Here is a 22,210-nt window from a genome sequence, read left to right on the forward strand (position 1 = left end):
GATGCACTCATGCAACTGGCTGGGTTGCCCACCGACCGTCCAGATTTGCGTTTTGATGGGCATAGGGTTGTCCTTAACGTGATGCAGCCTGCAAGCCGCTAGGCCACGGCCTGCTCGATCATGGTGCTGGCCAGTTGTTCATTGAGTTGGCGGGCCTGGGTTAGGCTGGTTTTCAGTTGGTCGCAGAGGGCCATGAGTTGATCGACTTTGGCGACGATGCGGTGTTGCTCGGCGAGTGGTGGAATCGCTAAGACAATCGGATAGATTTTTCTACCTGAGATTACAGGTTGTGCTGTCGCGTTTTCCTGCTCTTTGAGATTCGTGCCTTTGAGAAGCCAAAAGAGAAAATTCTTATAAAGATTCTCTTCTGAGAAACTCACAATCAAGGCGTTGTCAGTAATCCACGCGCTGGCTGGCGTTAAATGTATTGATCCGCAGTAATAGCCTACGCGACCAATAACCAAAGTTGCTTTATCAATGTTCTTTTTATCGTGGTATCCAGTTACACCATTCCCACCATAGACAGGGATTCCACCCTCTACTTTCATGTTTGCGGATACAAGTCCATCACCAGAGGAAACCGAAATGATCTGCTGAAGCCGTACCCATTCCCAGCCACTTGGAAGCTCGAACGTCTTTTCAGTGTCATCAGTGCTAGGTAGTGTAGTGTGTTTTGCTGATCGCCGACCAGCCACACAACTTTCCCTTTCCTCAGCAATCCGCCTAAGCAGTTCACTGGCTGGCTCATCATTGGGATCTTGCGGCACCAGTTTCCCCATCACGGCCAGTTGCAGCAGCGTTTGCTTGAGGGCGTCGATGCTGGATTCGGTGGTGAACAGTATGTGGAAATGTTCGGCTAGGCGTTGCCAGTTGGTGGCGAAGTCGGTCGCGTCGCTGGCTTGGGTCAGGCTGTCGAGCAGCGCTTGCACCAGTTGGGTGTGGGCGTTTTTGGCTTCGGCCTGCTCGGCTTCCAGGCGGTCGCACAGGGCCATAAGCTCATCGACTTTGGCGACGATGCGGTGTTGTTCGGGGAGTGGCGGAATTGCAAAAGGTAACGGTTTCAGCTTAGCCAGTGAGACGTTTGCAATATTTGTTGTCTGGCTTGAACTGTCGATTAAAGCACTACGTGCATGAGGAGTGCGCAAAAGCGCCATAACAAACCTAGGCTCAATAAAAACAGGTCGTAACACGCCTAAAAAGCCACCAAAACTAGTCTTCTGCGTAAGCTCTACATCAATAATGGCAACTTTGCCAACAAGCTCTCGGCTGTTTGCCATCGACATGACTATGTCGTGTGGCTGTATGTACTGATCTTCGCGCGACACAAAACTTTCGCGGATGTATAAAAGATCGTCCCACTCAATTTCGTCTTGAACGTTTGCTGTGCGTAAGCAGGCTACCCGGCCTGGCTCGGGAGTTCTTGATTTCTCGCTAGCTGGGAAAGTAATACCGCGAACAATCTCAACTACTTGCCCTAGACTAGTAACATCCCAGTTTTCCGGAATTGAGTAGTGAACCTCTGTAACCTCATACTCCTCCTGCTTGTTTTTTTTGATCTTCCCCTCCGCCGCCAACCGTTTTTTTTCTTCCGCAATACGCTTGAGCAACTCGCTGGCCGGCTCATCATTGGGATCTTGGGGCACCAGCTTCCCGCGCACCGCCAGTTCCAAAATCAGCTCACGCAGCTTTTTGATGCCATTGGGTGCACCGGCCATTAGTGGCAGGTTGTCGGTGAGCAGCGCCGTCATACCTCACGCTCCAGGGCTTCGGTCAGCACCGCCTTGAGCTGATCGCGCAGGTCGCTGATTTCTCCTTGCAGACTGGCATAGTTACGCAGCAATTCATTCGGGTCGCGGCTGATCTGCTCGCCAATATGTGGGTTTTTGCAGTCCAGGTTCCAGTTGCGGGCCTGCAGATCCTGGATGCTGACCTTCCAAGCAAACTCGTTCTCCACCCGTGCGGCAAATCCATTGGCCTCGCTGCCCCACCAGGCTTCCTCAGCAGTGAACTCCTCAATGCGCATCGGCTTGGTCTTGGAGTAGCTCTTATAGCCGGCCGGGTACTGGTGTTCGAAGAACCAAACCTGTTTGGTGGGTGTGCCCTTGGTGAAGAACAGTAGGTTGGTCTTGATGCCGGTGTAGGGGTTGAACACGCCGTTGGGCAGGCGAACGATAGTGTGCAGATTGCACTCGGTTAGCAGCTTTTCCTTAATACGGCTTTTAATGCCTTCGCCAAACAGAAAGCCATCGGGCAGCACCACGGCGGCGCGGCCACCGTCTTTTAGCAGCTGCATGATCAGCACCAGAAACAGATCGGCGGTTTCCCGGGTGCGGAAGGCAGCGGGGAAGTTGGTTTCGATGCCGTCTTCTTCCATACCGCCAAACGGCGGGTTGGCAACGATGCAGTGTACACGCTCGCTCGGGCCCCAGCTGATCAGTGGTTTGCTCAGGGTGTTGTCGTGGCGGATCTGGCTGGGCACCTCGATGCCGTGCAGGATCATATTGGTGGTTGCCAACAGGTGCGGCAGCGGCTTTTTCTCCACGCCGAAGATGCTGGCCTGCAAGGTGCGTTCGTCTTCAGCGGTTTTTACATAGCGGCTGCGCTTGTGCTCGATCGCGCAGGTGAGAAAGCCGCCGGTGCCGCAGGCCGGGTCCATGACCTTTTCGTCCAGCTTGGGATCGACCATGCGCACCATAAATTCGGTGACCGGACGCGGTGTATAGAACTCTCCAGCGTTGCCTGCGTTCTGCAGGTCGCGCAGCATCTGCTCGTAGAGGTTGCCGAACTCGTGGCGCTCCTTGGCTTTGTTGAAGTCCACACCGTCCTGAATCTTGTTGATCACCTGACGCAGTAACTGCCCGGACTTCATATAGTTGTAGGCGTCTTCAAACACGCCTTTCACCACGAAGGCGGAGGGCGTGTTGCTATACTCGTTAAGGTTCTGCAGCTGGGGGAACAGGTTGTTGTCGATAAAGTCCTTCAGCGCATCGCCGGTCATGCCTTCTGGGTCGGCAGCCCAAGTGCGCCAACGGCAGCTGTCGGGGATGGGCGAAGTGTAGTTGTCGTCCATCAGCTCCCATTCCAGCTCGCGGTCATCGAAGATCTTGAGGAACAGCAGCCAGACCAGCTGGCCAATGCGCTGGGCGTCGCCATCGACGCCGACGTCTTTGCGCATGATGTCCTGGATGGACTTGATGGTGGAGCTGATGGACATAACGAATTCTCGGTCGGTGTGGCAAAGCGGGGATTGTAATGGAGTTGGCTGCTTAGGTGGACAAGGCTCCGCCGTTGCCCACCCTACGGCTAGAGCGGATTAACTGGCGTACAGCGCGTCTTCCAGTTCATGGATAGCTTTGTTGTAGCCAGCTTTGCCGCCAAAGGCTTTAACCAGTTCGATGGGTGCACCGAGTTGGTTAAAGGGATCGAGCTGGAGGATTTTGATGTCCTCGATGTGCTCAATGCCGGTATCGGCGTATTTATCCAGCAGCGCTTCCAGCACCTGGCGGGCTGCACCGGAATACTTGGCGAAGTAGTTACGCTTTTTCACCTGTTCGGCGCGTTCTCTACGCGACAGCGGCGGTTGGTCGAAGGCGACGTGGCAGATCAAATCAAACGGATCGAGTGGCTTGCCCTGTTTCTTTTCCACTTCTTCGGCCAGGGCTTCCCACATCACGCCCTGGGCGGCAATTTCGTCGATGATGGCCTTTTTCTGCTCGGTATCACTCCAACGGCGCAGAAAGTCGTCCAGCGAGGCGAACTGTTTTTGCACGCAGGTGCGGGTGTAGTCGTGCAGTGATTCGGTGATCAGCCGGCCATCCGGGCCGTAGTACTGCACACGTTCGGCGATGACATAGATCGGGATGCTGTCGATGACATACTTGATGCGCTTCTTGCCATCTTCCCCGCCGGTAAAGTCCAAGTCATCACCTTCTCCATCGCTGCCTGCGCTGATGCCATCGCCTTCAAGTAAATCGTCGGGCGGGACTGGCGGCTCATTGCCTTCTGGGGCGTAGACCACCACCGGGTCACCGTCGAAGCCCGGGTCGGCAAACAGCTCGGTGGCCTTCTTGAAGTCCATGATGGTGAACCAGTATTTACCGAAGTCTTCATTGATGCGGGTGCCACGGCCGATGATCTGCTTGAACTCGGTCATCGACTTGATGTGCTGGTCGAGCACGATCAGCTTGCAAGTCTGCGCATCGACACCGGTGGTCATCAGCTTGCTGGTGGTGGCGATGACCGGGTAGGGCTCTTCCGGGTTGATGAAATTGTCTAATTCGGCCTTGCCTTCCTGCTCATCACCAGTGATGCGCATGACGTACTTACGGTTCTCAGCCACGCGTTCGGGGTTGAGGTTGACCAAGGCTTGGCGCATGCGTTCGGCGTGATTGATATCGTCGCAGAAGACGATGGTTTTCTGAAACGGGTCGGAGGCCTTGAGGAACTCTGTGACCTTCTGCGCCACTAGTTGGGTACGCGCCTCGATGACCAGGGTGCGATCCATATCCTTGAGGTTGTAGATGCGGTCTTCGATCAGCTCGCCATTCTTGTCGAGCATGCCCTTGGGGGGGCGCCAGCCTTGCAGGTCTTTGTCAAAGTCGATCCGCACCACTTTATAGGGCGCGAGGAAACCGTCCTCGATGCCCTGTTTGAGGGTGTAGCTGTACACCGGCTCACCGAAGTAGGTGATGCTGGACACCTCTTTGGTTTCCTTCGGCGTCGCGGTGAGGCCGACATGGGTGGCGTTGGAGAAGTAGTCAAGAATCTCGCGCCAGGCGGAGTCCTCGGCGGCGCTGCCACGGTGGCATTCGTCGATCACGATCAAGTCGAAGAAGTCGCGGGAGAACTGCTTGTAGACGTTCATCTCTTCTTCAGCGCCAGTCACCGCCTGATAGAGCGACAGGTAGATCTCGTAGGAAGTGTCTATCTGGCGTCTGGCGATTTTGGTCATCGCCTGGCCGAAGGGCTTAAAGTCATTGTTCTTTGTCTGGTCGACCAGGATGTTGCGGTCGGCAAGGAACAGGATTCTTTTTTTCTGTTTTGATTTCCACAGTCGCCAGATGATTTGAAAGGCGGTGTAGGTTTTTCCGGTGCCAGTTGCCATTACCAGGAGGACACGGTCCTGGCCGCGCGCTACCGCCTCAACAGTGCGGTTGATGGCGCTCATTTGGTAATAGCGCGGCATGCGGCCGGAGCCGTCGTCGTAGTAGGGCGCTTCTATCTTGTGTTGGGCAGCATTGTCCAACCCCTTCCATTGGCAGTAGCGGTGCCAAAGTTCGGCAGGACTAGGGAACTGATCCAAGGAGAGTTCAGTTTCGACCTTGCTGCCTGTTCCACTGCGATCATGAAAGAGGAAGCCATCGCCATTACTGGAGAACACGAATGGCACATCCAACGCCTCTGCATAGCCAAGCGCTTGCTGCATGCCGGAGCCAATGGAGTGCTTATTGTCCTTCGCCTCGATCACAGCGATAGGCAGGTTGGCTTGGTGGTAGAGGATGAAGTCTGCACGGCGTGCTTCGCCCCGGCTGTGAAGTTTGCCACGGACCATAATGCGGCCTTTGGTGAAGCTGACCTCCTCACGCACCTGTTTGTGCATGTCCCACCCAGATTGCTGGATAGCTGGGGCGATGTATTTACTGCAGATGTCCCGCTCGGAAAGTGATCTCTTGTCCATGGCTGGCTATATCCTTATGACGTGCTGCAGACTTTATCAGAAGGGCTAGAGGCATGCTGCCAGTATCAGCGGCGGAGCCTCTCAGGCTCGGCCGTCAGGCCTGCTTACGTCCTGATAGCGGTTGAAAACCCATGACTTTTCTAAACGACGAGCGAGCAGCCGCACAGTTAGCAAATAGTAATACCTGGTATCCTCACTGCTCCGACCTAGACGATGCTCAAGAAACCACACCACGTGCTTTCTCTGCCAAGTCCATGGAGTCTGTCGCTGCCAGCGTTCCCCGATTTCAGCTTGGATAAACGTCGCCTGCCGCAGATGGCGTTGCCGCGTCGCGTGCGACCCGGTCAGCACGCCAGCCAAAAATAATCCCATATCGAATGGCTTGCTCATGTCCGTCCTCCAATGTAAGCCGCGACCACGTCGATCCGACTGTGCCCAAGCTCGTAGCTGATTAGCCTCCGAGCCTCGCGATCAAGGTACTGTTCTAGCTCGCAGCATTGACCGCCGGTGATAGGTGCGCGGTGTTGAGTGATTTGCTCGTAGCGATCACATGCGTATGCCGCTCGTAGCTCATGAAAACCTTTGAGGTTGTGTGCATGCAGGACATCCCGCGCAGGACGGATAATCTCTTGCAGAAAACTCAGGTAGCTTTCGTGTGGTGCAATCAGGTTGCGACTACCTGCGGGCGACACTTGTAATGCGGACCTAAGCGCTTCGCGAACATGGTCATCCACCGCAATCCAGCGGGGTGCGGAGGCACCGGCGCGTCCCCCCTTGGTACCGTCCTGGATGTTGATCCTGCCTAAATTTTGGGCCTCACGACTTAGCCGTGGCAGGTCAGCCAAGATGGCCTCACGCAAGCGCATGCCGGTGGCTCGCGCTAACAACACAATCGCGGCGGCCCGCTGCTGATGATTTCGGCAAAGCGCATTGACGATCTCTTTAACCTGATTGCGGTCTTGGCCCTGCGGCACTGAGTGGCGAATACCGGTGCGCTGCATACCCAACGCCTTGCTCGGACTGGGCAATGTCACGTACTGATCACCGCGAAGCGCTGCCATAGTCCTGTTAACGCTGGATAGACGGTTTTGTGCGGTGCTGACAGCAAGGTCACCGCGCCTAACCACGTCGCGCAGATACGCCGCATAGTCCGCCAATACCTTCCGGTCAATCTGCCGCGCATCATTGATACCGGGCCCCTGTTCGGAGCGGCACCACTTAACGAATGCCTGCCACCGATCACAGTGTGCCTTCACCGTGCCGTAGTGGCCGCCGCCGAACATGTCTTTCAACGCCTGCGGCCCTGCATAGCTCAGTTGCCTGCCATAGCCGAAATTGCGGCCATCGCGTCTACCCACCAATGCCATGTCGGTCACCTCATCTGCCGATCTCCGATCCTCGCCCCACGTCATCCCGCCAAGAATGTTGAGTGTTATCAGGGATCAAGGCCCCTGCGACCTGTGGGGAATGTCCTCTACGCGGGACTGGCGGCTCCTTACTTCCGGGAGCAAGGGCATCTCATGATCTGGCCTCCTGAACACCGTTACCGGTGGGCGGGTGGAGGCAGCGCTGGCTGACGAGACCAGCGCCTGAAGATCCTGAGCCGGGTGAACGCAGCAATGCGATGACCGGGGCATGCCTGACTGTCAGTCAGGTGCAGTCCATTCCCTGGTCTGCGGCACCATCATCTACAGCGCTGTTGCTGGTGACATCGGCGTTTGTCACGCCAATTGTCAAGAGGGGAATTGCCGCAAAGCCAAGTGCGATAAGGGCTGCAGCAGTGTTAGAAGCGCCCGTCTCTTTCCAGTAGAAAGAGACGGGCGCAGGTTGGCGCAAGATTTGGCCAAGCGGATAGGTTGCTGCAGGGCAGCGAAGTAGGAAGTGTCGTCTGGCGCACGAGGGCCATGATCTGAAGTAGGCATCCATCACCGGGGAGGTGACCGGGCGAGCTGCCGGACGCGAATCGCCATTTGGGAGGAGAACCACCGCGGGAGCGGCGTGACCTTCAAGGTTCGGGTCACCTGGGTTGCTGTCATCGACAGCGCTTGCACGGCCAGTTCTACGCCTGTGGATAAACCCGGTCAAGGGGCGAAATTCAGCGCCACTTTGGACTTGAAGAACGGTTATCCACCGGTGGAATTACGTGGTAAATCCTGGACAACGTAGTCGCTTTTAGCTCCTCAACGTAAGGTCCATCCAAACAGGGCGGCTTTGCAGCCCTGTTTGGATGGACCCGCGCTTAGAAGCGAATAAGCGAGGCTGCTTGCCCCGAATCTTGCACGTTCAGTTGCTGTTGCTACAGTTCTTGGCCTTTACAGCGCTAGCGAATCGGCACCACGTTCTTGTCTCTGACTTGGCCGTACGCTGAGGCGAGCAGGCTGCCGGTGGCGGCTTTTTGGATGTACTCACTCCACCAAGCCATCATCGGACGACGGCGCTCGATGTAGTCGGCTCGGTTGTATGCGCTCCGCACCTCATCCTTGTCGACATGCGCCAGTGCGACCTCAATGAGTTCCGGGTCCCACCCATGTTCATTCAAGATGGTGCTGGCCATCGAGCGCATGCCGTGGCTGACCAATCGATCCTGAAAGCCCATGCGTTTCAATGCCATGTTGGCGGTCTGGCTATTGGCGTGGGTGCGTGGATTTCTATCGGCCGGGAAGACGTATTCGCGATGGCCGCTGTGAGTCTTCAGTGACTCCAATAGTGCGACAGCATGATCACTCAACGGGATGCTGTGTGGACGGCGCTTCTTCATACGCTCCGGTGGGATAGTCCAGACACGCCTTTCGAAGTCGATGTCTGCCCAGCGAGTAGTCGCCGCCTCGGCGGGGCGAGTCATCGTGTGCAACTGCCATTCGATCAGGCAGCGGGTGGTGCGTTTGATGCTGGCGTTCGCGATCTCCAGCATGAGCTCGGGGAGCTCTTCGGGCGGAAGCGCAGCCATGTTCTCTTTCTTGGGCTTTTTGAATACTGCCCTGATGCCGGTGAGCGGATTGGCGAAGATCAGGCCGGAGTTTACGCCGTAGGTCATGATCTCGTTTAGCCGCTGGCTGAGACGCTTGACCGTCTCCAGGCTGCCTTTCGCTTCGATTGGACGAAGCAAGGCGATCACCATCGGCGCGGTGATTTTCGTCAGTGGCGTCGTCTTCAAATCGGGGAACACGTGCAACGTGAGCGACCGCCAAATGTCCTCGGCGTAGGCCGGGGTGACCGAGTCTTTCTTGAGCTCGAACCAAGCGGTGGCCACGTTCTCGAAGGTGTGTTCCGTTTCTGCGCGCTTGGCTTCATTCACCGTATTGCGCTGCACCTTCGGATCAATGCCCTGAGCGAGCAGCTCACGCGCATCGACTGCCATCTTTCGTGCATTCGCAAGTGACAGTTCGGGGTAGGTCCCGAAGCCGATGTTAATGCGCTTCTTGGTCACTGGTTCGCGGTAGTTGAAATTCCACAGCAACGAGCCGTTGCTGCGTACGCGGAGCTGCAAACCGTCGCCGTCAGTAAGGACATAATCCTTGGACGCGGGTTTGACTCCCTTGAGCTGTCGATCGGAGAGGCGGAGGTTTTGAGCAGGCATGAGATTGTCCTCAGGCACTGATTCGGTATTCCAAAGATTAGCATCGGACGGACTGGAATACCGCCTGGAATACCCGAACGGTTGGAACTCAAAAACTCTCAAAAGACCGCAAAAGCGCTGGAGGCCGCGTATTTACTGGATCGCAGGCACAAAAAAAGACGTCCATGGACGTCTTTGATTGATCATTTGGTGGAGCCGGGGGGATTAAATATTTGTATCTAAGTTACTGTTTTAAAATGCATTTTTGTTTGTATTCTGCGTAAGTGCCCCCATAAGTGCCCCCGCGCACATATTTTCGATGAACGGCTATTTGAGGAGTTGAACTGGCGTCCTGAATTATCGTTCTGCGACAAGGCGGAGCTAGCCAGTCACCGGCGGGCATTAGATGGTGTCGGTCGTGCACAGCATGGTATCGGTTATCTGGCGACCAGGGTTTGATCCTAGCCCAGGCCGGGGCGCTGGGTAGCTCGGGCCACGCAATTGGGTTTTTTCCGCGGTCGCGCACCATGGGCTCATCTAGGACGTCTGAGCTGAGGTGCGGTATGAAACACTCGATGGTTACCTGTCAAAACTGTGGCAAAGCGATGGTTCCGAGAGCGACATATAGCCGTGGCTTCTGGGGCTATTCGCCTTCGTCGAATCACTGTCCCTTTTGCCTGAGTGAGAATTGGCATGGCGGCAATCCGGGGTTAGGGACTCGGCTATTTGCGTTAATTGGCCTGGCTCTAGGTGTTCTGGCCTGTGTGTTGATGGGAGCGTTTCTGTTCAAAGTGCAGTGGTGGCTGGGCGTTGAAGGACAATGGCCTCTATTGAGCCTAACCACATGCGCAGTGTCAGTTATCGCGGGGTATCGATTTTACAACTGGTTTGTAGATTTCTGACTAAGCTTTGTACGAAAAGTATTGCCGCATGCAACGTAGGCTGCAGGCCAAGGTGACCATGGCTGCAAAGCTCTTGGCCAGCTTGTCATAGCGAGTGCCGATCCTGCGATTTTCTTTCAGCCAGCCAAACATCCGCTCAATGATGTTCCGTTGCCGGTATTTGGGCCGGTCAAACAGTCGGGGCAAGCCAGGTCGAGGTTTGCGCGGCATAGCGCGCAATGGGATTACCGGCTGCATTCGGTAACGGTCGCAGTACTGGCGCAGGTGCTCGGCATCGTATCCCTTGTCAGCCAGCAACCACCGGCTACGTTTACGCGGTCGTCCTGGCTTGCCAGCAATTCTTACAGCATCCAGCAGCGGCTGAGCGTGGGAGACATCACTGGCTTGTCCTGGTGAAAGCCTGAAATGCAATGGCACGCCATTGGCATCGCACACCATGTGAATCTTGGTGGTCAGACCGCCTCGACTGCGCCCGAAGGCATGGTCTAACGGTTCTTCAGGCCCCCCTTTTTCCCGGCGCCTGAAGAGGCTCGGGTTGCTCGTACTGCGGTGGAGTCGATCATCCAGGTGTCCAAGTCGATCAGTCCTTCCCGGTTCAGCCGAATATGCAGACGCTCCAGTACTCGCTCGAATGTGCCGTCGTCGCGCCAGTCACGAAAACGCTGATACACCGTTGACCAAGGCCCAAAGCGTTCAGGCAGGTCGCGCCAGGGAGCGCCCGAGCACAGGATCCACAGAATTCCGTGGAGAACCTGACGATCATCGTTGCGAGGACGGCCCATTTTCTGTTCTGGAGAAACCAAATCCTTGATCAGCTCCCATGACGCATCAGAAAGTTCGTAACGCCTTGCCATACGGGCCTCCAACCGGTCATGGCGGCAATTTTAGCCACAACGACTTTTCGTACAAAACCTAATTCGCACTGGCAGGGGGACTTCAACCGAAGTCACCAGTGTCAGATAATGGTTGCAGCTGAGAACCATGGCTTAGCGTACAAACATCTCAGTGCTCTGTGATTTCCCTTTATTTCGCATGACCCGTTACTCACGCCTTATGGCATAATGCCATTATTGCTCATGGAGACTCATCTTGCGCTCGAACCTGCCTGTCACAACCGTTGAACAAATATTTCCAGTCCAGCAGCGATTGATCTCTGCTACGGATACGAATGGGAATATTTCCTATGTGAATGATGAGTTTATGAGAATAAGTGGCTATTCTCGTGAAGAGTTGTTGGGCAGTCCGCACAATTTGGTTCGTCATCCCGACATGCCTCCAGCTGTTTTCGGGCTGATGTGGGGCTATCTGAAGGCTGGCAAAAGCTGGATGGGTATCATCAAGAATCGCTGCAAGAATGGTGACTTCTATTGGGTCAGTGCGTATGTGACACCTATTTTCGAAGATGGCCGCTTAACAGGCTACGAGTCCGTTAGAGTCAAGCCGACTCGGGAGCAAATTGATCGCGCACAAAAGCTGTATGACCGGTTGCGTGCAGGTAAAAATTCCATTCCCCAAAATCGTCATTATGCGGCATTCATGAGGAGGATGGTCTTACCTGCAACTGCGGCTGCGTTGGCAATAGGTGCGGCTAGCGTGCTGCCAAGCCTGGCAGCACAAGCGGTAACTGCCGTGCTCTTTCTCGTTACAGGATGGTGGTCCTATACGCGGCTGGAACATCAGTTGAGTCATATCATGAAATGCGCCCCTGACGCTTTTTCAGATCCGATTAGCGCCATCACTTACAGCGATACGTATGGCCCTTCAGCGCAGTTGGAAATGATATTGATTAGTGAGGATGCACGCCTTAAAACCGCACTGACTCGGCTAAGCGATCTGGCCAGCCAAGTGGCTGAAGCCGCTGCGCATTCCTCCTTACTCTCGAACCAAACTGAAAATGCCTTGCTGGAGCAGCGAGCGGAAACGGACATGACGGCAGCCGCCATGACGGAGATGGCGGCCTCAATCAACGAAGTGGCAGGGCATGTTCAAAAAACCGCCATGGAAGCGCAAGCAGCAAATGAACTGGCTGAACAAGGTGATAAAGTCGCCGGTACTTCCCGTGAGGCCATTCAGTTGCTGGCCAGTACCGTCACGAATATCAGCACTGCTGTGGATTACCTTGCCAATGAAACCCAGCAAATTATGGCTGCTGCGGGGGTGATTCAAGCCATTGCTGATCAAACCAACCTACTCGCTCTCAACGCTGCAATTGAAGCGGCTAGGGCTGGTGAGCAGGGTCGTGGTTTTGCGGTAGTAGCTGATGAAGTCCGGGCCTTGGCCGCTAAAACCCGCGTATCGACTCAACAAATTCAAAGCGTCATTGAAACCCTTAAAAAAGGCGCAGATGAGGCTGTGAGCATTGCCAAACTCGGTATTCGCGAGGCCGACCACGGTGTACAGCAAGTTATAGAGGCGCAGTGTGCTCTCCAAGGCATTCGCGATGCTGTTGAACGGATCAGTGGTATGAGCCAGCAAATGGCAGCCGCTTCAGAAGAGCAGGCTAGTGTCGCTGAAGATATTGCTCGGCAGATTAATAACGTAGCGGGAACGGTTGAGAGAACAGCGAAGAATGCTAACTCCGCCGTGATTCGTGGCCGCGAACTTGAAAGTACATCCCGTGGTTTAAACTCGTTGGTTGAACGGTTCAACAGGTAGTGACCTTATGACTATTTTGGTGAATTAGGTTTATATATGAGTGCAAGATACCGTGCAGCGGTGGATGCGGCAGCTATTTTCTCGGAAACCGATAAATCCGGAATAATCACCTATGTCAATGAACAGTTCTGTGATATTTCTGGCTATAGCGCACAGGAGTTGATTGGGCAAAACCACCGCATACTAAACTCAGGGCAGCATCCCCCTGAGTTCTTTATTGATATGTGGAAAAAAGTTTCACGTGGGCAGGTATGGAAAGGTGAAATTTGCAACCGTAAAAAGGATGGCAGCCTGTATTGGGTAGAGAGCACCATTGTACCCATGTACGATGATGCCAGCCAGCGGGTGCAGAAATACGTTTCCATTCGTTTCGATGTGACCGAAAAGCGGAAGTTTCTGGAAACCTTGCAATGGCAGGCTGAGCACGACGAGCTGACGGGTCTTCCAAATCGTTTTTTGCTGTCCAAAGCGCTTGATCAGGCTATTGTCAAAGCAAAGAGCCAGCCCAGCACGGTTGCCGTGGGCGTGCTTGATCTCGATGGGTTTAAGCAGATTAACGACCGCTATGGCCACGAGATAGGTGATCGTCTGTTAGTGGCGGTGGCTGATCGCCTGAAACATAGTATGCGTATCGAAGATACCGTAGCCCGTTTGGGAGGCGATGAGTTCGTGCTGATTTTGGGTGTGCTGGATCCCAAGGTGTTGGAAAGCGCCCTGCAGAGGCTTTTAGCTGCCCTTTCCGCCGTCTACATCATCGATGGCATAGGCATTAATATTTCCGCCAGTATCGGTGTGACGCTCTATCCAAACGATAATGAGAATGCCGATACACTGCTACGTCATGCCGATCAGGCTATGTATAAGGCCAAACAAAGTGGCCGTAACTGTTTCCATTTGTTTGATGTATCAAAAGATAAGATGGATAAATCAGCTTTTGATACCGTAATACGGGTTCGCCAAGCGTTACATGATGGTGAGTTATGCTTGCATTATCAACCAAAAATAAGTTTGAGCAGTGGGGCAGTGATTGGTTTTGAAGCACTATTGCGTTGGCAGCATCCGCAAGATGGACTTATATTACCGCAGTATTTTATACCGTTGATTGAGCAGAGCGATCTGATCGTGGAGATCGGCGAGTGGGTCATAGATCAGGCGCTCAGTCAAATAGAACAATGGGCGGACTTGGGTCATTCGTGGTCTGTGAGTGTAAACATTGCAGCAATACATTTCAAAAAAGAAAACTTTGTAAAGTCCCTAAAGTTTTTGCTGGACAGCCACCCTAATGTTTTGCCGCAGATGTTGGATATTGAGATTACCGAATCAGTGGTGATAGAACACTTATCACATGTCACTCAGTGCCTCATTGCTTGCCAGGATCTGGGTGTGACATTTTCGTTGGACGACTTTGGAACCGGGTATTCATCGCTGAGCTACCTTAAACAACTGCCCACGCAGTCAATCAAGATAGACAAATCTTTTATACGCGACATACTCATCGATAAAGACAGCTTGGGGCTGACTAAGGCGATCATCGGCCTAGCGAAATCGTTTAACCGCGAGGTTATTGCTGAAGGGGTGGAAACGGTTGAGCACGAAGTGTTGCTGATGAACCTAGGTTGTGATGTAGCGCAAGGCTATGGTATTGCGAAACCCATGCCGGTAGAAAAAGTGCCATCTTGGGTGGCGAAGTTTGTCCCTGCTCATTTATCTAGAGGGGGTAATAGATAAACCGCACCGTCCACGAACTGATTGCGTCGTCGCAACCTAGTGGATTGAGCGGTTAATTCATTTATCCACCGGTAACGATATACTGTGCGTCCAATGCCATGGATTGGTTATGCGCATGCCTCGACCGACTTTCCCCATTTGCTCGAAATATATTTTTTATGATACACTATCCCAGCTGTTTTTTCTGGAACAATGAAATAATTAATATTATCATAAACAACAAATCGATAATAATAAAGGGGATCATATATGTCGGATCAAGAGTTAATACTAGAGCAACTCCGTAACGTGAATTATGATAAGTTAAGCAAACAAGATATCGTAACAATGCTAGATGCAGGGGAACAGACTCTAGAAAATATGGCAGCATCAAGAAAAACTGCCATTGATATAATAGCAGAGGCAATGAACCAAACAAAGAATACGCTTGAGGCACTTGATTATTCTGGAAAGGTAGAAGCTGAAATCAGGAAAAATCTCAGCATACTGAGAGAGCTACTGATGACTGGCGATCTATAGCCCCCTAGACTGGGCGAATTAGATTATGGGCTTTGTTGCATGAGGGGCCTGCAGTTGACAGCGCACCTCCTCCTGGATCAGAAGTGTCAGGCTCTGTGGCATCCCCGGCAGCAAACAGTTCCCAGAAAGCAATTCCGAGCCAGGCAGAGCCAGCTATTACGCCAGCAGTGATAGGTGTTGAGATGCCCGTCATTTCCGGCTGGTACACGTTCTGCCCTACCGCGGCTGACCAAGGTAGCCCAAAACTTCTGGATCTCCTTTATGACGTGCGAGCGAATGCCGGCAAAGTGGCCTTCTTCGACATACAGGTGGACATCGACTGCGTGTTGGGTAGGCAGCCGGACTATGATGCTGCGTTCAGTAGGCTCGAGGACGCGGACGAGGTAATTTACCTCTTGCGCGTGTCCCTAGTAATGGACGGCGATCCTGTCACGCCCCGGCAATGGATTAGCGGCAAGCGCGATCCCTCCGTTCTGCGTACCATGTATAGCGACAATGGTTCCGCGATAGCGATACACAATGGGAACGACAGTCGTAATCCCCTGTCACGTTTCCAGCCCCATGTTGAGGGAAGCAACGACATCCTCTTCGGGCCCTATGCGATAAAGGAAAGCTTCGACGACGATGCCATCACGTTCGATCTGAACGCTTCGTTTCTTGACAGTGCCGCTCTGCAGCAGGCGACCATTATCGCGGAAGAACTCCGTGCTACCCGTGCGCTGCCTACGACTTTGCATTCGCCAGTCGGGAAAGGCGGGTCATAACCGTTTTTGTTTTGCGCAACTGCCATTCTGCTTGTGGTTGGGAATGTTTGCGAACCAACACCGCAATGTTCGAAGCGCGAGCGGTAAAGATCCGGCTTGGGGCGGAAGCCGTCGATCAGAAGGATCAGCTCTTGGCCATTGCCTGCTTATCGTCACTTTGGCATTCGTTGATTCTGTTCAATCTCGAGCCAGGGCATCCGTCGTCGTCTGTTGTGCATCCTTTGCACGTAATGTTGCTGTACGTCTGCAATGTCGTCATCTGCCGCCCATCTAACGCGCGGCAGAGCGGCAGCGGTGCATTGCCAACTCCGCTTCCGTAAATTTCTGACGGTAAAATCGCCTGAAAGCGAATTTTTGATACCGGATGAGATGCCACCATTTGGGCTCTAGAAGCAGTTGGAGCCTTGGCCATGAGCAAAGAACCGCAAGCGATAGTCGCCTTGCTGGATCAGCAATATGAGCAGTTGTTGGTGGACGCGAGACGCCTGGTAACAAGCTATGTGGATGCGTCCATGAAGCTGTACAAAAAGACTGGGGCCAGATCTGTTGTAGCTGCCGTGTCAATCAAGCAAACGAGCCCGAATGCGTACTCGATCTACTGGTGCAAACTGGTGCCACTGCATGGGCAAAAAAACAAATTCGCGCCCCTTACTATTGCCAAGGGCAATGGCAAACACAAATACCCGGCTTCCTCGTTCGAGTTTGTTAAATACCCTTACCGCCGCCTGGTTTTGCAGGTTGAGGAGCGTCTTGCTGAGATTCGTAGCATTGCCAGCGAGAATCGTCAGCTGCGTCGGACGTTGGTCGCTTATGAAAAGAAACTGTCTAGATACCAAGCGCTTGATCATGGCGGTCTCTATTCGGGAGAGTAGAGGCTGAGTGCCTATAAGCAGTGCCGAACGGATCTGAACCGATTTTAGCGTCCGAAAGCCCCGTGCAGCATGGTCTGACGGGGCTTTCTTGTATCAGCAGTGAATTCCTGTGCGACATGTTGCAGCGCTTGAGTAGGTTACGGGCTATAAGCAGTGTAGTGCGCTAAATCTACTCGCTGCCAGCCAGCAGGCCAGTGCATGCGGGGTTCACAGGCTATATTTGCTATTAGCAGTGATGCGTACGTCTAAGGCTGCTGGCCAACTGCGATCTGTATTAGCAGTGAGAGGCTTCACTTTCATAAAATAAACATTGGTAGGTGCCGGTCTAGCTGGTACCTGTGTCGCGCAGCGGATGGCGGCGGTGATGCGCTACCCTTCACTGCATCGCTGCTGTTCGAATGCAATGCGGTTCATTACGCAGATGGGGATGGGGTAGCCCTGGATGTGGGTCGTGAGAGCCTCGCTGCCGGCGATCACCATGATGCAGGAGAGGCCTCTGCGGAAGCGCATTCCTCGTCCCGAGTAATTGCGCGGGATGATCTTCCATGATTCGTCGTCGTAGTAAAAACCAACGATTTCTGACCAGTGCGATTGGACGCCCGCGCCCATGATGCCTACTGGTGTCAGGCAGAAAATTTCTACCTGGGTTTCCTGCCCAAGAGGTACGGCGTAAACCCGACCGTTTGGTGCAATGGGTGGGAAGTACTGCCCGTTACCGAGGTGGCGAAATTCCATGGTGGTGCTCCGGATAGATGAGGTCGCTAGACACTCTCCGGTAGTTTTAGGAAAACCCAAGATCAGATGGTGCCTGCGAGTCGGCGCACGGGTTATGGCGTACCGGGCAAGCTAATTCGCCACATCGAGAAGCGAGCATGCCGTTGATCTAAGCGCTTCGGCGCTCCGGTCATTTTCGCATTGACGCGGCAACTGACTACCCAGCCAAGGTCATCGCTGATCTCATGGACTTGGGTGGCAAATATTGCGTATCGCAGTAGTGATGCCTTGCAGGTGGATTCGGGTACTCACAAGATCTCCGGCGGTCATGGCTTTTCTAAGCTCGGAAACGGTGTGCTGGGCGCGGCTTGGCACGTAATCCCAAGTTGCGACGGTATGAGGTAGGCCCGCCTCAGTGACCTGAACCTTTTCGCGTAGGGTGTAGTGATTGGATCGGCCGGATTTTGTTTTCGTGATGAGGCCGGCCGTTTCGAGAACCCCCAATGCCCGTTTGACCTGTGCCAGGCTGACGCCAGACTGCTCAGAGATCCGCTCGATGCCCGGATGCGCCATGCCGGAGTAGTAATTGGCGTGTGCCTTAATGACTGCATAAACCGTAAACGCGTAGGGCCCAATTCGGGCAACATCGCCTTGATCAATCATTGCCCTGAAAACATGGAACCACTGGGTCTGCGCGCGCAGTGGGGCTGATACATTAGTCATTGTTATGTCCCCCGCGGAGCTGTACGCGCGGTCGACTCAGGATCCAGGCAGATATCTCCGTGCTGAGCCAGCCAACCGATCTGCTGCTGCCTAGATCATATGGAGCAGGGAATTTTCCTGCGGCTATGTCGCGATAGATCGTGGATCTTTTTTTCCCGACAACGAGCTCAACCTCGGGCAGACGAAGGAAGCGCGGCTCCTCCGGGCTGGGTGCAATAGTTTGTGCTGACATTTGATTGGTGCTCAGGCGGTGGCGTTGCAGCAGCCCTCAAGTGCTGCAATACGCATATGTGTTGGGAGTGGCGCTCGGACTTTCCTACTGCAAAGCAGAGGCGTTTGTCGGGCCTCGTGTTACGGGCCTCCGAGGTTCATTGCCGGCGGCAGCTGTGCTCATGACAGCTGAAGCTGTGTCTTTGGCGTGGGGGAGAGGAAAGACCCAGCTGGTACGGGATAGAGGCCCGTACGTTTTTTAAGCAGCCTTGATGCTGACGAGCAGGCGAAAAAGGCCTTGCGAGATGCTGGCGATACCCCGATGAGGTAGCCAGAAAGTCCATTTGCTAACAACAGATGGACTTCGGATTCTTAACGCCGTAACCGGGGCAGCGTGACGATCCCATTGCGTCCTATGAACGCCCTAGAGATGCATGATTTTTACCAACCGGGAGTCTGTATTGCAAGCCCAAGCAGTGAGCTCAAGCCTTGATTGCATCTAGGTAATCTGACCAGCGCTGCATCATATCGCGGCGCTCAGGCAGAAATGATGTTCGGTCGTATGCGCGCCCCAGTGGATTTTTTACCGTGTGTGCAAGCTGATGCTCCAAGAGATCGGGGCGAAACCCCAACACCTCAGCACCTATGGTTCTCGCGGTCGCACGAAAGCCGTGCCCAGTCATTTCGTCGCCGCTGATGTCCATGCGGCGTAACGCGCTGAGTACGGCATTGTTGGACATCGGTCGGTCGCCTCCTCGTGCCGAGGGGAAGGCGTACCGATGTCTGCCGGTGAGTGGTTTCAGCTCGCGTAGAACCGCGATTGCTTGCTGGCTTAGGGGAACCAAGTGATCCGGGCGATCCTGTTTGGTGGCAGTGAGCCCTTTCATCTTGTGGCCGGGAATCAGCCATTCGCCAGCATCCAGATTGACCTCCGACCACTCCATGTGGCGCAGGTCTCCGGGTCGGCAGAACAGCAACGGAGCCAGTTTTAACGCACAACAAAGCCGGGGCAGGACGAGGCTGGCTACTACTGGCCTGGAGTGCTCGATCACTTTTTTGAGGTGGCGTTTGAGTGGGCCGAGCATTTGAAGCAGAAGTTCAATGGCAAGGCATGGTCGGGGTACCAACCCCAGGTGATTAGGCTGATACCTGTGCCAAAGCCAGAAGGGCGCGATGATGCCTTGGAGGTCGTTTCTCTGATCGTCTATCCGGCTCCCGAGAATCAGAACTGCTGCATTGTGTACAAGGATGTCCGGGGCGGGTTTCTTCGTGAGTTCGACAGCGAGGCTGACCTGGATGTGTGGAACCGCTATGAGTTTGGCTTGCTAACCGAGTAGGTGACGGGGCTTCAGGTTATTTCTTACTGCTCCTGCAGATCCTCTGAACGAATATGAGGAGCCCCGTTCATGAGGATCATTCGCCTGAAAGAAGTCATCGATTCGACTGGTCTTGCCCGATCGACCATCTACAAACACATCTCGGAAGGTACCTTCCCGAAGCCGGTCTCGTTGGGCGACCGCTGTGTCGGCTGGGTCGATAGCGAGGTGCATGACTGGATCCTGGCAAGGATCGAGGAGCGGGACCTGGCAGAGGGGGCTGCGGTGCGCCCCACCGGCCACCTGAGTATGGCTAGCTAGAACTATCACCTACGCCATGACCGGCTAAGGCTGGTCATGGCGTTTATGCCGCTTGGAAAGTCCAGCGCTCTCAGCTAACTCTCCCAGGATGCGATTGGGTGAATCTCTCGGCAGGCTCGGTAATGTTGCTCCCCATTGCCAGGCCAACCTGGGGTGATCGCTGAGTCTTGGAGCGGGATCTAGTTATATAGTTCTAGTCTATCACCGTGTCAATACTCGATAGGCTGAGTTTTTAGTAACCACACCGGCACTATCACCCTGCCTCCGGGTTAGGTCATCGGTTAATAAATACACATCCCGTACCTGGTATGCGAAACCACTCACCAGGTACAGAGCCATGACCAAACAAAACGCCAACACCCTCCAATCCCAGTCCGATATCGCAATTCGAATTGAGCGCCTCATCAACGCCATCCAGCGTACAGATAGCCAGGCCTGCCGAATCTCATATTCAAAGCATGGAGATGAACAGGTCAGAGAAACCATGCTTTCAAAATACTTCGATGGGATCGTGCAGATGGTCGCGCTGCTCGACGGAGATGTGGCGTATCAGTACAGCTGGCACTTGAGCCTTCTTCAGGAAGCCTGCCAGGCCATTGGGATTGAGCGCAGCCCCTTTGGCATCACCTGCTTGAACGAGGGTGAAACGCGCTATCTGAGCACCAGTGAGACGCTGAACGAGCTGACCAAGTGCATCCGTACACTCCTTGCCCAAAAGAGATTCAAGCGTAGGGAGCACGATCAGCGCTACCAGGCGATTCAGCAAGAGGTCGAAGTCGATCGCTACGTTGATGCCATGTTTGATCGCTACGCCCGGATCTGCGTGATCAGGGTTGATCTGTATTACCGTGCAGAGGTCCAGGCGAGGTTGCGTGTGGAGCGCGTATTCGACGATCTGAATCGGCTGATAGCTGAGCGTGAACGCAACCTAATTTTCGACCATGAAATTGGCTACATTTGCAGCGTCGAGCAAGGCGAGGACCGGGGCTATCACATCCATGCAGCGTTCTTCTTTAACGGTGCTGAAGTGAGTGCCGATATCTACAGGGCTCAGCGGATCGGTGAGCTATGGGAGCGTATTACCCGTGGTCAGGGCTACTTCCACAACTGCAACCTCGAAAAAGATAAATACCAAGACAGGCTGGGGCTTGGCCTGATCCACAGGCGGGACCTGAATGGGCGGGCTAACGTGCTTTGCGCCATGCGTTACCTGGTCAAGAATGATCAACATCTGCGGCTCAAACCGGTAGGAGCTCGTTGCTTGCGCAAGGGGCAGGCAAGGAAGGTTTCCGGGATTCCTAATCGATCCATTCCCCTGCGAGGTGCCGAACAAACATGTCGATGAGCCCAGCCTGCCGGCCGATCACCCGTTCAGCGAAACCAACCTGAACCCTGGCCTAAATGGTCGCGACATGCGCAAGGTGTCCGACACAGATGCTGGGACAGTGGCTGCACTCGCTTTGAAACGGTCATTGGAGACGATTCGCGCTGAGGCAAGTACTGTCGGCCGCATTCGGCCGCTACTGGATGCTACGGTCGGGAAGCTAGCTGAGCGTGCATCTGATGCAGAACTGGTTCGGCTGACCAAGGCTACCAACGGCTGGCGCTTCGACCGCAAGGCCGGCAGCGCCGAAATCCACGCCCGGCGCATCGGCCGTAACGAGCTGGCTGCATTGCAGTCGGTCCTAGCCTATCACGACGCGCAGATGGACTACGCCTCGAAGGACCGCAACAGCAACGGCGCGCTGGAATATGCCCAGCAGATCTTCAGCACGCCCGGCAAGCATGACGGCCTGTTCTGGGAGGACGAAGAGGGCGGCGAGATCAGCCCGCTGGGGCCGCTGTTCGGCAAGGATGTGGTGGGCGATGCCTGGTACGGCTACCACTTCCGCATCCTTGATGGCCAAGGCTCGTCGGCCCCGGGCGGCGCCTACAGCTACCTGATCGGCAACCAGATGAGCCGCGGCTTCGCCCTGGTCGCCTGGCCGGCGAAATACAACGATAGCGGTGTCATGAGCTTCATGATCAGCCACGACGACCAGGTGTTCGAGAAGGATCTGGGGCCACAGGGCGACAAGATTGCCAAGGCCATGAAACGCTTCGATCCGGATGACAGCTGGAAGAGGTGGATGTCAGCGCCAGCGAATGACGGCCGGCGCGCACCGCCGACGGCAGGCTGCGTGGAAACTATCCAGTGCTGTTCCGCGTTGGTGCGCGCCCGCATCAAAACAGGTCTTAACGCACAGGTTTAAT

General features: G+C 54.4%; 20 protein-coding genes and 1 pseudogene. 10 read left to right on the plus strand and 11 right to left on the minus strand.

The features are described from left to right. Positions 1–98: 98 nt before the first annotated feature. The 7 genes from ACEWE8_RS23450 to ACEWE8_RS23480 form a co-directional block, all read right to left on the minus strand. Complete coding sequence (locus ACEWE8_RS23450) at positions 99–1,748, minus strand: restriction endonuclease subunit S (RefSeq protein ID WP_046785167.1); 1,650 nt, start codon at positions 1,746–1,748, stop codon at positions 99–101. Continuing rightward, entirely contained in the window at positions 1,745–3,214 is a 1,470-nt protein-coding gene (locus ACEWE8_RS23455) for a class I SAM-dependent DNA methyltransferase (protein WP_046785168.1), read from the minus strand. Before ACEWE8_RS23455 ends, ACEWE8_RS23450 begins: the two co-directional genes overlap by 4 nt. 99 nt (positions 3,215–3,313) lie before the next feature. Beyond that, positions 3,314–5,677 carry an EcoAI/FtnUII family type I restriction enzme subunit R gene (gene hsdR, locus ACEWE8_RS23460; RefSeq protein WP_046785169.1) on the minus strand — a complete coding sequence of 788 codons (2,364 nt, stop codon included), beginning with the start codon at positions 5,675–5,677 and terminating at the stop codon, positions 3,314–3,316. A gap of 81 nt (positions 5,678–5,758) precedes the next feature. After that, positions 5,759–6,067, minus strand: coding sequence for a hypothetical protein (locus ACEWE8_RS23465; RefSeq protein ID WP_046785170.1), 309 nt, complete (start codon positions 6,065–6,067; stop codon positions 5,759–5,761). Then, positions 6,064–7,044 (minus strand): integrase domain-containing protein, encoded by a 981-nt coding sequence (locus ACEWE8_RS23470; RefSeq protein WP_046785183.1) that lies wholly within the window; start codon positions 7,042–7,044, stop codon positions 6,064–6,066. Before ACEWE8_RS23470 ends, ACEWE8_RS23465 begins: the two co-directional genes overlap by 4 nt. 953 nt (positions 7,045–7,997) lie before the next feature. After that, the gene (locus tag ACEWE8_RS23475) at positions 7,998–9,254 is read right to left on the minus strand and encodes an integrase domain-containing protein (protein WP_046785171.1); all 1,257 of its coding nucleotides are present in this window, start codon (positions 9,252–9,254) and stop codon (positions 7,998–8,000) included. An 881-nt stretch (positions 9,255–10,135) separates the two neighbouring features. Continuing rightward, positions 10,136–10,989 (minus strand): IS5 family transposase gene (locus tag ACEWE8_RS23480; protein WP_085983057.1). Its coding sequence is split into 2 segments (ribosomal slippage): positions 10,136–10,633 and positions 10,636–10,989, totalling 852 coding nucleotides; the frame shifts between segments, so codons are not numbered across the junction. Between the two features lie 346 nt (positions 10,990–11,335). Between ACEWE8_RS23480 and ACEWE8_RS23485 the strand changes: the two are divergent. From ACEWE8_RS23485 to mobI, 6 genes and pseudogenes are all read left to right on the plus strand, one after another. After that, positions 11,336–11,503 (plus strand): annotated as a pseudogene (locus ACEWE8_RS23485) (PAS domain-containing protein); the annotation flags it as partial. A 177-nt stretch (positions 11,504–11,680) separates the two neighbouring features. Beyond that, positions 11,681–12,790, plus strand: a complete 1,110-nt coding sequence (locus tag ACEWE8_RS23490; protein ID WP_395589381.1) for a methyl-accepting chemotaxis protein — start codon at positions 11,681–11,683, stop codon at positions 12,788–12,790. 36 nt (positions 12,791–12,826) lie between these two features. Next, complete coding sequence (locus tag ACEWE8_RS23495) at positions 12,827–14,518, plus strand: putative bifunctional diguanylate cyclase/phosphodiesterase (RefSeq protein WP_395589376.1); 1,692 nt, start codon at positions 12,827–12,829, stop codon at positions 14,516–14,518. 249 nt (positions 14,519–14,767) lie between these two features. Continuing rightward, the gene (locus ACEWE8_RS23500) at positions 14,768–15,037 is read left to right on the plus strand and encodes a hypothetical protein (protein WP_003253606.1); all 270 of its coding nucleotides are present in this window, start codon (positions 14,768–14,770) and stop codon (positions 15,035–15,037) included. A gap of 182 nt (positions 15,038–15,219) precedes the next feature. Then, positions 15,220–15,801: a hypothetical protein gene (locus ACEWE8_RS23505; RefSeq protein WP_395589377.1), complete on the plus strand. Its 582-nt coding sequence runs from the start codon at positions 15,220–15,222 to the stop codon at positions 15,799–15,801. Positions 15,802–16,211: 410 nt separating this feature from the next. Further along, positions 16,212–16,673: a conjugative transfer protein MobI(A/C) gene (mobI, locus tag ACEWE8_RS23510; RefSeq protein ID WP_014754508.1), complete on the plus strand. Its 462-nt coding sequence runs from the start codon at positions 16,212–16,214 to the stop codon at positions 16,671–16,673. Positions 16,674–17,042: 369 nt separating this feature from the next. On the opposite strand, the gene ACEWE8_RS23515 is transcribed toward mobI, so the two are convergent. The 4 genes from ACEWE8_RS23515 to ACEWE8_RS23530 all read right to left on the minus strand — a co-directional run bounded on the left by ACEWE8_RS23515 (position 17,043) and on the right by ACEWE8_RS23530 (position 19,405). Continuing rightward, positions 17,043–17,408, minus strand: coding sequence for a hypothetical protein (locus ACEWE8_RS23515; RefSeq protein ID WP_395589378.1), 366 nt, complete (start codon positions 17,406–17,408; stop codon positions 17,043–17,045). Positions 17,409–17,630: 222 nt separating this feature from the next. Next, positions 17,631–18,110 carry a helix-turn-helix domain-containing protein gene (locus ACEWE8_RS23520; protein ID WP_256207026.1) on the minus strand — a complete coding sequence of 160 codons (480 nt, stop codon included), beginning with the start codon at positions 18,108–18,110 and terminating at the stop codon, positions 17,631–17,633. Then, the gene (locus ACEWE8_RS23525) at positions 18,103–18,342 is read right to left on the minus strand and encodes an AlpA family transcriptional regulator (protein WP_082810596.1); all 240 of its coding nucleotides are present in this window, start codon (positions 18,340–18,342) and stop codon (positions 18,103–18,105) included. The genes ACEWE8_RS23520 and ACEWE8_RS23525 overlap by 8 nt, the downstream gene beginning before the upstream one ends. 460 nt (positions 18,343–18,802) lie before the next feature. After that, on the minus strand, positions 18,803–19,405 hold the full coding sequence (locus tag ACEWE8_RS23530; protein ID WP_256207027.1) for a site-specific integrase: 603 nt from the start codon (positions 19,403–19,405) through the stop codon (positions 18,803–18,805). Between ACEWE8_RS23530 and ACEWE8_RS23535 the strand changes: the two genes are divergently transcribed. The 4 genes from ACEWE8_RS23535 (at position 19,361) to ACEWE8_RS23550 (ending at position 22,209) form a co-directional block, all read left to right on the plus strand. Further along, positions 19,361–19,657 (plus strand): hypothetical protein, encoded by a 297-nt coding sequence (locus ACEWE8_RS23535; protein WP_177342411.1) that lies wholly within the window; start codon positions 19,361–19,363, stop codon positions 19,655–19,657. The genes ACEWE8_RS23530 and ACEWE8_RS23535 overlap by 45 nt on opposite strands. 69 nt (positions 19,658–19,726) lie before the next feature. Continuing rightward, the gene (locus ACEWE8_RS23540; RefSeq protein WP_009683504.1) at positions 19,727–19,957 is read left to right on the plus strand and encodes an AlpA family transcriptional regulator; all 231 of its coding nucleotides are present in this window, start codon (positions 19,727–19,729) and stop codon (positions 19,955–19,957) included. Positions 19,958–20,294: 337 nt separating this feature from the next. Continuing rightward, positions 20,295–21,302, plus strand: coding sequence for an inovirus-type Gp2 protein (locus tag ACEWE8_RS23545; protein WP_009683505.1), 1,008 nt, complete (start codon positions 20,295–20,297; stop codon positions 21,300–21,302). Between the two features lie 67 nt (positions 21,303–21,369). Further along, entirely contained in the window at positions 21,370–22,209 is an 840-nt protein-coding gene (locus ACEWE8_RS23550; protein WP_079279884.1) for a DUF2950 family protein, read from the plus strand. The last annotated feature ends 1 nt before the right edge of the window (position 22,210 follow it).

This window comes from Pseudomonas sp. TR47 (assembly GCF_044143025.1).
Classification (GTDB): domain Bacteria; phylum Pseudomonadota; class Gammaproteobacteria; order Pseudomonadales; family Pseudomonadaceae; genus Aquipseudomonas; species Aquipseudomonas putida_E.